This is a genomic window from Amycolatopsis sp. CA-230715, from assembly GCF_018736145.1.
Lineage (GTDB): Bacteria > Actinomycetota > Actinomycetes > Mycobacteriales > Pseudonocardiaceae > Amycolatopsis.
In genome coordinates this window covers 9,079,124-9,088,844 of record NZ_CP059997.1, presented here as the reverse complement: position 1 = coordinate 9,088,844, position 9,721 = coordinate 9,079,124, and the positions used below count along the sequence as shown (strand labels likewise).

12 protein-coding genes are annotated in these 9,721 nt (G+C 69.2%); 9 read left to right on the top strand and 3 right to left on the bottom strand.

The genetic code is table 11. The features are described 5' to 3' along the window. Positions 1–508 precede the first annotated feature (508 nt). From HUW46_RS42360 to HUW46_RS42345, 4 genes are all read left to right on the top strand, one after another. On the top strand, positions 509–811 hold the full coding sequence (locus HUW46_RS42360) for a hypothetical protein (protein WP_215544286.1): 303 nt from the start codon (positions 509–511) through the stop codon (positions 809–811). A 78-nt stretch (positions 812–889) separates the two neighbouring features. Next, complete coding sequence (locus tag HUW46_RS42355; RefSeq protein ID WP_215544285.1) at positions 890–1,246, top strand: ArsR/SmtB family transcription factor; 357 nt, start codon at positions 890–892, stop codon at positions 1,244–1,246. After that, on the top strand, positions 1,243–1,710 hold the full coding sequence (locus HUW46_RS42350) for an SRPBCC family protein (protein WP_254125517.1): 468 nt from the start codon (positions 1,243–1,245) through the stop codon (positions 1,708–1,710). The genes HUW46_RS42355 and HUW46_RS42350 overlap by 4 nt, the downstream gene beginning before the upstream one ends. 48 nt (positions 1,711–1,758) lie before the next feature. After that, positions 1,759–2,352: a TIGR03086 family metal-binding protein gene (locus HUW46_RS42345; protein ID WP_215544283.1), complete on the top strand. Its 594-nt coding sequence runs from the start codon at positions 1,759–1,761 to the stop codon at positions 2,350–2,352. A gap of 29 nt (positions 2,353–2,381) precedes the next feature. On the opposite strand, the gene HUW46_RS42340 is transcribed toward HUW46_RS42345, so the two are convergent. After that, on the bottom strand, positions 2,382–3,371 hold the full coding sequence (locus tag HUW46_RS42340) for an MsnO8 family LLM class oxidoreductase (protein WP_215544282.1): 990 nt from the start codon (positions 3,369–3,371) through the stop codon (positions 2,382–2,384). A 184-nt stretch (positions 3,372–3,555) separates the two neighbouring features. On the opposite strand from HUW46_RS42340, the gene HUW46_RS42335 reads away from it, so the two are divergent. Continuing rightward, positions 3,556–4,221, top strand: coding sequence for a hypothetical protein (locus tag HUW46_RS42335; RefSeq protein WP_254126703.1), 666 nt, complete (start codon positions 3,556–3,558; stop codon positions 4,219–4,221). Between the two features lie 75 nt (positions 4,222–4,296). Here HUW46_RS42335 and HUW46_RS42330 read toward each other — a convergent pair whose 3' ends face one another. Further along, on the bottom strand, positions 4,297–4,755 hold the full coding sequence (locus tag HUW46_RS42330; RefSeq protein ID WP_215544280.1) for a dihydrofolate reductase: 459 nt from the start codon (positions 4,753–4,755) through the stop codon (positions 4,297–4,299). Further along, positions 4,752–5,549, bottom strand: coding sequence for a thymidylate synthase (locus HUW46_RS42325; RefSeq protein WP_215544279.1), 798 nt, complete (start codon positions 5,547–5,549; stop codon positions 4,752–4,754). Before HUW46_RS42325 ends, HUW46_RS42330 begins: the two co-directional genes overlap by 4 nt. A gap of 848 nt (positions 5,550–6,397) precedes the next feature. Here HUW46_RS42325 and HUW46_RS42320 point away from each other — a divergent pair. From HUW46_RS42320 to HUW46_RS42305, 4 genes are all read left to right on the top strand, one after another. Then, the gene (locus tag HUW46_RS42320) at positions 6,398–6,592 is read left to right on the top strand and encodes a hypothetical protein (RefSeq protein ID WP_215544278.1); all 195 of its coding nucleotides are present in this window, start codon (positions 6,398–6,400) and stop codon (positions 6,590–6,592) included. A gap of 252 nt (positions 6,593–6,844) precedes the next feature. Continuing rightward, entirely contained in the window at positions 6,845–7,861 is a 1,017-nt protein-coding gene (locus HUW46_RS42315) for a Gfo/Idh/MocA family protein (RefSeq protein WP_215544277.1), read from the top strand. Next, a complete protein-coding gene (locus HUW46_RS42310) occupies positions 7,858–8,859 on the top strand; it encodes a Gfo/Idh/MocA family protein (RefSeq protein WP_215544276.1) in 1,002 nt (333 codons plus the stop codon). Before HUW46_RS42315 ends, HUW46_RS42310 begins: the two co-directional genes overlap by 4 nt. Then, complete coding sequence (locus HUW46_RS42305; protein ID WP_215544275.1) at positions 8,856–9,716, top strand: fumarylacetoacetate hydrolase family protein; 861 nt, start codon at positions 8,856–8,858, stop codon at positions 9,714–9,716. The genes HUW46_RS42310 and HUW46_RS42305 overlap by 4 nt, the downstream gene beginning before the upstream one ends. Positions 9,717–9,721: the final 5 nt, after the last annotated feature.

The following is a 9,721-nucleotide window of genomic DNA, read 5'->3' as shown; positions in this document are numbered from 1 at the left end:
GCGAAGTCAGCTCCTAGCAAGACGAAAGCGTGCGCGACAGTCAGACGAACGGGATCTTGGCCACGCGCGGCCAAGAACGGCGGCAGGACGTGGCGCGGCCGGTCGCGGATCAGCTCGACCTGCACGGAAACGGCCTCGACCTCGCTCGCGGTAGCCCAGCGTCGGTCGGCGCCTGCCGGATCACCCGTTGCTGCGCGGTCCCGTCGGCCGCGGCGAACTGCGCGAGGTGCAGGAATGTGTCGCGGCGCGCGATGTCGAGCAGAACGCGCGCTTCTTCCAGGGCCCCTCCCGGCTCCACGTGACCTCCACTTGACGGCGCCCCCAGGCGCGACCGCCCGGCGAAGCGGGCCCCACGCGGACGACAGTAACCACAGCCGTTTGCCGGAACCGAGCATTCACGGGGATATAGGGGTTAGCAGGGGTCAGGGGCGCTACCCCTCGACGGCATCGGCGGGCTGGTGGGCCGGAAGCTCTGGTCCGCGGCCAGTTGTCTCGCCTTCGCGAACTGGTGCCGCGCGAGGTCGTAGTCCTGTCGGTGCATCGCGAGCCTGCCGAGGCCGGACAACCGGTCCGCGGCTTCTGCTCGCACTCCCAGTCGCTCGGCCAGCGCGAGCTCGTCGCGGTGCAGCTGTTCGGCGTTCGCGTATTCCCCGCGTCTTCGGCCAGTGTTGCCCGGGTCGGCGGTGCGTTGCAGAACCAGTTGACCTCGGAGCGGCTCGGCCTGCCCGCCGCAGTTGTCACGTTGCCGGGCTGCCTTCTCAACCTGCTCACCTCCCGCAAGAGCCGCATCTCAGCTCGAACAGGTAGGTAAATTCCTACGCTTGACAGGTAGACGTTTTCCTACCTAACGTGGCAGCGCAGGACTGACGCAGGCAACGGGAGGAACGTCGTGCCGCACCGCGCCAAGAGCTCACCGGCCGATCAGGTGTTCGGAGCGCTGGCCAATCCGACCCGGCGGGACGTGCTGGACCTCCTGCTGGACGGGCCGCGAACGGTGAACGACCTCGCCGCCCGGTTCGACATGTCGAGGCCGAGCGTGTCCGAACACCTCAAGGTGCTACGCGATTCCGGCCTCGTCACCGAGACCAAACAGGGCCGTCACCGCTATTACGCGGTCGATCCCGGCCCACTGCACGAACTGCGGGAATGGCTCACCCCGTACGAGCGGTTCTGGCGAGGCCGTCTGGCCGCCTTCGGCGAAGTGCTGGACGATCTCGACGACCAGGCAGAGGAGGACGCCCCGTGACCGACGATCTGACCACCATCCGCGTCGACCAGTTCTTCCCGCATCCCGTCGACCGGGTCTGGCGCGTCCTCACCACACCGGAACTGATGGCGCGCTGGCTGATGCCCAACGATTTCCAACCCCGGCTCGGCCATCGGTTCACCCTGCGCTCGGTGCCGATCGGGCCGGTCGACTTCTCCGGAGTGGTGGCCTGCGAAGTGCTCGACCTCTTACCCGAAAAGCGGTTGAGCATCAGCTGGACCGACGCGGAGAACCCGGGGTCGTTCAGCAGCACGGTCACCTGGAGCCTGCAGGCCGAGGGGCGCGGCACCCGACTGCTGCTCGAACACGCCGGTTTCGACCCCGACAATCCCACGCACCAACTGTCCCGGCGCATCATGAACGGCGGCTGGCGCAGCCACGTACTGCGGCGGTTCGCCACAGCGCTCGACGACATTTCCGGTGCGTACGCGGCCCGCTCGTAACCATCGACCCGCATTTCTTCGCGCTATCAAACGAAAGGCCGATACAGCATGCCCTTGTCCGCCCACGCCGACCGGTTCCGGCGCACCGCCGACGGGTTCCAGACCCGCATCGAAGCCGTACCCGCCGACCGTTGGTCGGCGCCCAGTCCGTGCCCTGGCTGGACCGCCAGGGATGTCGCCGCACACGTCATCAACGAACAACGGCGCATGCTCGCCGCAGTGACGAAGACCGAACCCACCGCGCGGCACGGCGTCGATCTCGCCGAGATGGGTTCGATTCCCGAAGTGGCCGCTGACGCCGATCTTCCGGCCGCATGGCGGGAAATCGCCGACGGGCTCACGGCGGCGATCGACGATCCCGGTTGCGCCAGCACCCCGCTGCCCACTCCCATGGGACCCCAGCCGTTCTCGTCCATGTTCGATCTGTTTCCCGAGGACACCCTGATCCACACCTGGGACCTCGCCCGAGCCGCCGGTCTGGACGAGCGGCTCGACCCCGAGGTCGTCGCCCACGTCCACGAACACCTCAAACCGCTCGAAGAACTGTTCCGCCAGCCCTGGGCGTTCGGCCCGAAAGTGACCCCGCCGCCCGGCGCCGATCCGCAGACCGAATTCCTCTGCTTCGTCGGCAGGCGTCCCTGACCGGCCGGGGTGGGCTCGCGACCTCGTCGTCACGAACTCCTCATCGCCTTGACGGTCAGTTCGTAGGACCGCGCACGGGCGTCCGCTTCGTAGACCGGTGTCTCCAGCATCAGCTCGTCCGCGCCGGTCCGCTCCGCGATCGCCGTGAGACGCCGTGCCACGGTCTCCGGCGCGCCCTCGGCCTGCTGGTCCACATAGGACGCTAGCCCCTCTTCGAGTTCGGGAGCGATGACGTGCTCTGCCGCTTCGGCGACGGTCGGGAACGGAGCGTCGCTGTCCTGTTTCGCGATGTTCTCCGACAGGACCAGCGCGGGACGGGCCAAAACGGCGGCCTCGGCGTCGGAATCCGCGCAGATCGTCCGGACCGTGACGATCACGTACGGTTCCTGGCACCAGCGTGACGGCCGGAAACCTTCCCGGTACCGCTCCACCACCTCGACTGTGTGCTGCGGCCGGATGTGGTGTGCGACCGCGATCGGCAGTCCCCGTTCCGCGGCGACCCCCGCGCCCGCCGGGCTGGAAACCAGCAGCCACGGCCGCGGCCGCTCGACGCCGGGCATGAGGGACCCCGTTTCGTCCGCGAGAACGCCCAGCAGTGCGTCCACGCTCGCCCGGTACTCCTCGTCGGTGGCGAACCCGGCTCCTCGACGCAGCGCGCGCACAACCGACTCGTCGAACGTGCCCGGCCCGCGGCCCATGCCGAGGTCGATCCGGCCGGGGTGCAACGCCGCCAGTGTCAGGAACTGCTCGGCGATCGCCAGCGGCGCGTGGTTGGGCACCAGCACCCCGCCCGATCCCACTCGCATCGTCGTGGTCGCCGCGGCGTAGGACGCGGCGAGCACCGCCGGCGCCATGCTGGCGATGATCGGCGTGCCGTGGTGCTCGGTCAGCCACATGCGGCGGAAGCCGAGCTGCTCGGCGCGGCGCGTGGTGGCCACCGTCGCGGCGAGGGTGTCGCCCGCGCTCGTGCCCGCTTCGACGAGCGTGAGCTCCAGTACCGACAACGAAAGATCACTCATGAAAGCCACGGTAGCGAAAACTGCCGGTGCCCTGTGCCGCTAACTCCACATCCGCGTAGCGGGGGAAGGAGCGGGTCGTCGAGGCGGAAGTTCGAGTTGACCATCCGTTTCTGCTGCCACAACGCACAATGTAATTGGGAGGCAGGATGGGGTGGGGTTGCGCGACACTCACCAGGTGATCACGATGCAGCCCGTCCTTGAGGTCTACGCACCGGACGGCTTTGCCCTTTGGCCTGTCGCCAAGGTCGAGTCGTTCGGCTATCTGGCGCTCAGCGGCAAGCTCACGCCCCTTGAGATCGGGACAGCGGTGCTGCGCATCGCCAGTTGCAACGACCTCGATCCTGAGGATGACGGCCGCACGCCCCGCCCAGCCGACCCGCTGGGGTCGTTCCTGCATGGCCTGCTCACTTTCGACACGCTCTTCGCGGCCGGCGGCCTGCGGGTGACCGACAGCGCAACGGGCGTGGCGTTCCTGCCGGGCTGCTGCAACGGCCTCGAGGACTGGCGCGAGTGGCACCAGGTGCTCGCCGGCAGCGAGCAAGTCTGGTTCGGGCACGATCCCGATCCGCGCGCCGAACGCCACGGCGACAAAGTCCGGCTAACCGTCGATGCCGAGCAGAACGGCAGTCCGGTGATCGAATTGCTTGCCGCCGATCTCCGGCGCCTTCTTTCCGGAGCCGAGCACGACCTCACCAGCTTCCTCGCGCTGGCAGCCGACTGGGCCGCCCAGAACCTGCCCCGCCACGCCACCCCGGTCACCGCAGCCCTCGCTCGCGCCCTGGACCTCCGGGCAGCGACCGAACCATCGGCCAGCACCGCTCCGCGTCATACCGCGGGTCGTCACCCGTAGCGTGGTGGAGTGGCCTCGTCGATCGCTTGCGACTCTTCCGCCAGGATTTCCCTTCTGGCGGCCGAGCGCGTTTTGTCAGCTCCACTCCAAGAACCGGTAGTGCAATCCCGTCGACGATTCCTGCCACGCGCCAACGGAATCCGGTGCTCGCCCCATACCCGGCGCGTACGTGTCGCCTTCGAATGACTCCTGGATCTCGGTGACCACGATCCGGTCGGCGAACGGCAGCGCCGCCTGGTACACCGCCGCGCCGCCCATCACCCACACGTCCTCGGACACGGCGGCCAACGCCTGTGGAAGGTCGGCGAAGGTCTCCACGCCGTCCTGCGGTGTACGGGACAAGACCAGGTTTCGCCTGCCGGGCAAGGGCCGGAACCGCGGCGGCAGGGACTCCCAGGTGCGGCGGCCCATGAGCACGGTCGCACCCGCGGTCACCGTGCGGAAGTGCTTCATGTCCTCCGGCAGGTACCACGGCAGCTCGCCGTCGCGGCCGATGACGCCGTTCGCCGACTGCGCCCAGACGAGCCCGATCACACCGCCACCGGTGCCTTGATGCCGGGGTGAGGGTCGTAGTCCTCGATGGTGATGTGCTCGTAGGTGTAGTCGAACAGGCTGTCCGCCGGGCTCAAAGCCACTGTGGGGAACGGCCGTACCTGGCGGGCGAGCTGCGTTCGGACCTGGTCGGAGTGGTTGTCGTAGATGTGGCAGTCGCCGCCGGTCCAGACGAAGTCACCGACGCCGAGCCCGACCTGCGCGGCGATCATGTGCGTCAGCAGCGCGTAGCTGGCGATGTTGAACGGGACGCCGAGGAACAGGTCCGCGCTGCGCTGGTACAGCTGGCAGGACAACCTGCCGTCGGCGACGTAGAACTGGAAGAACGCGTGACACGGCGGCAGCGCCATCCGCGGGATATCGGCGACGTTCCACGCGGACACGACGATCCGCCGGGAATCGGGATCCTCGCGCAACGTGCGCAGCACCTCGCTGAGCTGGTCGATGTGCCCCCCGTCCGGTTTCGGCCACGACCGCCACTGCACGCCGTAGATCGGGCCGAGATCCCCGTCCGGCGCCGCCCATTCGTCCCAGATCGTGACGCCGTTGTTCCGCAACCAGGTGACGTTCGCGTCGCCGCGCAGGAACCACAGCAGCTCGTACGCGATCGAGCGGAAGTGGACCTTCTTCGTCGTGATCAGCGGGAAGCCGTCGGACAGGCGGTAGCGCAGCTGGTGACCGAAGATCGACCGCGTGCCGGTGCCCGTGCGGTCCCCCTTGTGGGAACCCGTGTCGAGCACGTGGCGGAGCAGGTCTTCGTACTGTGTGTCCGGCATCCTCGCGAGCCTAGACGGCGGGCGCGGCGCCTCGCGTGTCGAGCCCATCGCCGCGACCACGACGCCGGCGCACGTGCCGACGCGGGCAACAACTCCCGTCCGAGCTGTCACCAACCCTTCGGTCCGCCCGGTCTTCGCTTCTTCGAGACCGGCAGGACGCGGTCAGCGGTCGCACGACGTCGTCGAATGGCGTCAAGGGGCAAGTCACGGGCAACTGCACTTGCAGTCGCACGCGAGTCGGCACGGCCACGCCCTGTTTGGAGGACCCCACCACCCGTAGCCCACCTGAATGGCGCATCAAGATTTCCCGACACTGCTTTCTGTTGTTGCACAACGCGTCAGATCCGGCGCCTGCCGCCCCAATGAGTGAGCTGGACTTCGAATTCGGCCGGGCAGTTAGCCCACCACGATCCGCCTTGCCGTTCGTCGCGATCCTCGACCGATAGCAGACTTCCCCGGCCGGAGACACCGGATCGTCTCGCCGACGGGGGTGACTTTCGCTAGAAATGGCGTTATGGCCCGGATGGGATCCCGGCCATGACGCGAAGCGGCTCCCGGGAGTGCACCCCGGGAGCCGCGGACGTTCGTAGCCCTGTCGATCCCTCGTGAAGAGAAAAAAGGAAACGAACATGCGAACCTTACAACCGACTACCGCTGGTTTTCCAGATGAGCCTCCTCCGCGCGGGTGGCTTTTCGAGCCGACCATTCCACTACCGCGTCCGCCCTCGGCTCCGTATTTGCGGTACACCCCGCGCCTGACGGCGGCACGTCCGTCCCGCCCGGCGTGCAAGGCCCACCGCGGACGTGGCCGTCATCGCGCGCACCCCGCGCCGTCCTGGATGTCTCTGGTGGAACGGCTGCTCTTCGGCAGCAACCACCGGCCCGTACGCCGCGCTACCGCGCTCGTGCTGGCCTCCGGGCTCGCCTGCACCATGATCGTGCTGGCCGGCGCGGTCGGGGTGGTTCTCGTGTGCCTGGCTGCCGTCTTGCTGGCGGCGTTGCGCCTGGTCGACACGCTGTTCACCCGAGCACCCCAGCTCTGACGGGCAACCGCGGCGCTCAGGTGGGCCGGGTGCGCCATGCCGTGGCGCACCCGGCCCGTTCGGGAAACCTGGCTAAACGCGGCAAGGCGTGCCATGTCGACTCCTGCACCTTCGCGGACACGCCACTGACCTGGGCACTCGGCGAATCGAGTCAGAGTCCCACACCTCTTGACATGATCTCGGTCACACTTCACCATGAACCAACATGAAACTCCGTTTCGTGTCCATCTCAGGTTCTCGAGCGGTGTTCCGATGAGTCGTCCGCTCGGCGTGGTCGTGGTGGGGGTCGGGTTCATCGCCGACGCCCACATAGCCGCCCTCGCCGCCCAGTCCGGTGCGCGGCTGACCTGGCTGGTCGACGCCGCCCCCGGCAGGCTGGCCGCCGCCGCGCACCGCAACGGCGGGGTGCGCGCGACCACCGATCTCGCCGAGGCGCTCGCCAGTGACGACGTCGACGCCGTGATCGTGTGCACCCCGAACGACACCCACGCCGCGATCGCGTTGCAGGTCGCGGCGGCGGGCAAGCACCTGCTCGTGGAGAAGCCGCTGGCCATCACGGTCGCCGACGCGCGGGCCGTCGCCGATGCCTTTTCCGCCGCGGGCCTGACGGTGATGGCCGCGCACACCCACCGCTCCTACGACTACGCCCGCACCGTGAAGCAGACGATCGAATCCGGCGAGCTGGGCCGGGTGACGCTCGTGCGGCTGGCGGTCCTCGGCGGCTGGATCTGGCCGGACTGGCACGCGTGGGTGCTGGAGCCGGCGCGCTCCGGTGGCCATCCCCTGCACAACGGCGTGCACCTGCTCGATCTGGCCGCGTGGTGGCTCGGCACCGAGCCTCGCAGCGTGCACGCCAGGGGCGCGCGGGTCACCTCCGCCGCGCTGGACATCGACGATCACCTGGAGATGGTGCTGACGGATGTCCGTGGCGCCACCGCGATCTGCGAGATGAGCCGGGCGCACCGACCCGCGTCGTTCGGGCACCGCGATCTTCTCGTCGTGGGCACGGAGGGCGTGCTGCAACTCGACTGGCAGGACGAAGCGGCGCTTGTCGTGGACGAGAACGGGGTCACGGCACTGCCCGCCGCCACGGCCGACGGCTTCGCCATCCAGCTGGCCGCGTGGTTGGACGCGATCGCGGGCGAACCGCCGGTCATGCCCGTGGCGGACGCGGTCACGGCGGTGGCGCTCGCCGTCGCCGCGCAGCGTTCGATCGAAACCGGCGAACCGGTCTTGCTCGGGGACTTGCTGAGCGGGGCGGGGGCATGACCGGACGTGTGCGAGTACTGGCCGCGGGTTTCGGCGGAATCGGCACCCAGAACCACCAGCAGGACATGTACCTGCCCGCCGTGACGGCGGATCCGCGTTTCGACCTGGTCGCCGTCGCCCCGGTCGCCGAGGGGCCGGGGCGAGCGCGCGCTGCCGCCGAACACTACGGCGTGGTGTGCCACGAATCGCTCGACGCGGCACTGCAGGCCAAGGACGCGGTGGACCTGGTGTGCCTCGCGGCGCCGTACGAACGGCGGGCGGACGCGGTCACCGCCGTGCTGAAATCCGGAAAGCACGTACTGGCGGACAAACCGCTGGCCGCGAGCGCCGAATCCGCTGCCGAACTCGCCGCGCTCGCCGACGAGGTCGGGGTCGCGCTCGTTCCGGCGCACCACCTGCGACTCGGCGCCATCGTCGCTTCGGTGCGCGGCGCGGTACACGCGGGCCGGATCGGCCTGCCGTGGAACGTGCAGGCGGATCTGCTGGTCGCGGGCGGCGATCCCGCGCCGGGCGGCGAACTGGCCAATCTCGCGCTGTACCCGGTGGACGTCGTGCTCGCGCTGCTCGGCCTTCCGGTGACGAGGGTGTACGCGTGCGGCGCCGCCGCGCTTCCGGGAGGCGGACAGGCGCCGGTGACCCTGTTGCTCGACCACGAGCGCGGTGTCCGCAGCACCGTGGTCTGCGGCAGGGTGCCCGCGCTGCGCGACATCGAGCCGTCGACACCCGTCGTGCACCGCTACCGGGTCAGCGGTTCGCACGGCGTGGTGCTCGCCGACGCCCGTAAGCCCGCCGCCGAGCTGCACACCGCGCACCGGCATACCGCGGTCGGCACCGGCCGCAGCACGCTGTCCGCGCTGCTGGACGCGGTGTGGGCAGCGGTACGGACCGGGCGAACCGAGCTGACCGCATGGGACGCGGTGCGTGCGGGGCGAGTGCTGGAAGCGGCGGCGCGGTCGCTGCGCACCGGAAAGCCCGTCGATTCGCGGAGTGTCCGATGAAGCTGCTCAGCTACCGCCGCGACGGTGCCGTCCGCCACGGATGGATCGACGAAACCGGTGCCACTCCCCAAGTTTCCGAACTCGGTGACGGTGACCTCGGCGGGTTCGTCGCGACCATCCTCGACCGGGCCGGCGCCGAACCGCGAAACCGGTATCCGCTCGACCAGGTCGACCCGTGCACTCCGATCGCGCGGCCGGGCAAGCTGCTCGCGGTCGCCGCGAACTACCAGGACCACGTCACCGAGACCGGCGGCGAGCCGCTCGACAAGTCCCGCCTGTCGCCGCGGCTGTTCCTCAAACCGGCCACGTCGATCATCGGCCCCGGCGATCCGGTGCCGATGCCCGACGTCAGCCGCCAGGTGGACTGGGAGGCGGAACTGACGGTGGTGCTCGGCCGCCGCTGCCGCCACGTCGCGGTGGCCGACGCGCTGGACGCGGTCGCCGGGTACTGCACCTCCAACGACGTGTCGGCCCGCTCGATGGACTACGGCTTCGAGCGCGACACCGACCGGGCCGCCTGGTTCTTCGACTGGCTCGCGGGCAAATGGCTCGACGGCTTCGCCCCGATCGGGCCATGGCTGGTCACCGCCGACGAGATACCCGACCCGCAGGACCTCGCCGTCGAACTGACCGTCAACGGCACCACCAGGCAGCGAGGGTCCACAAAGGACATGATCTTCACGGTCGCCGAGCTGATCGCGCACGCGTCGCGGCTGATGACACTGGAACCCGGCGACCTGATCATGACCGGCACCCCGTCCGGTGTCGGTGCCGCGACGGGTTCCTTCCTCTCCCCCGGCGACGTCATGTCCGTGACCGTCGGCCCGCTCGGAACCCTCGTCAACGAAGTCGCCTGACCGCG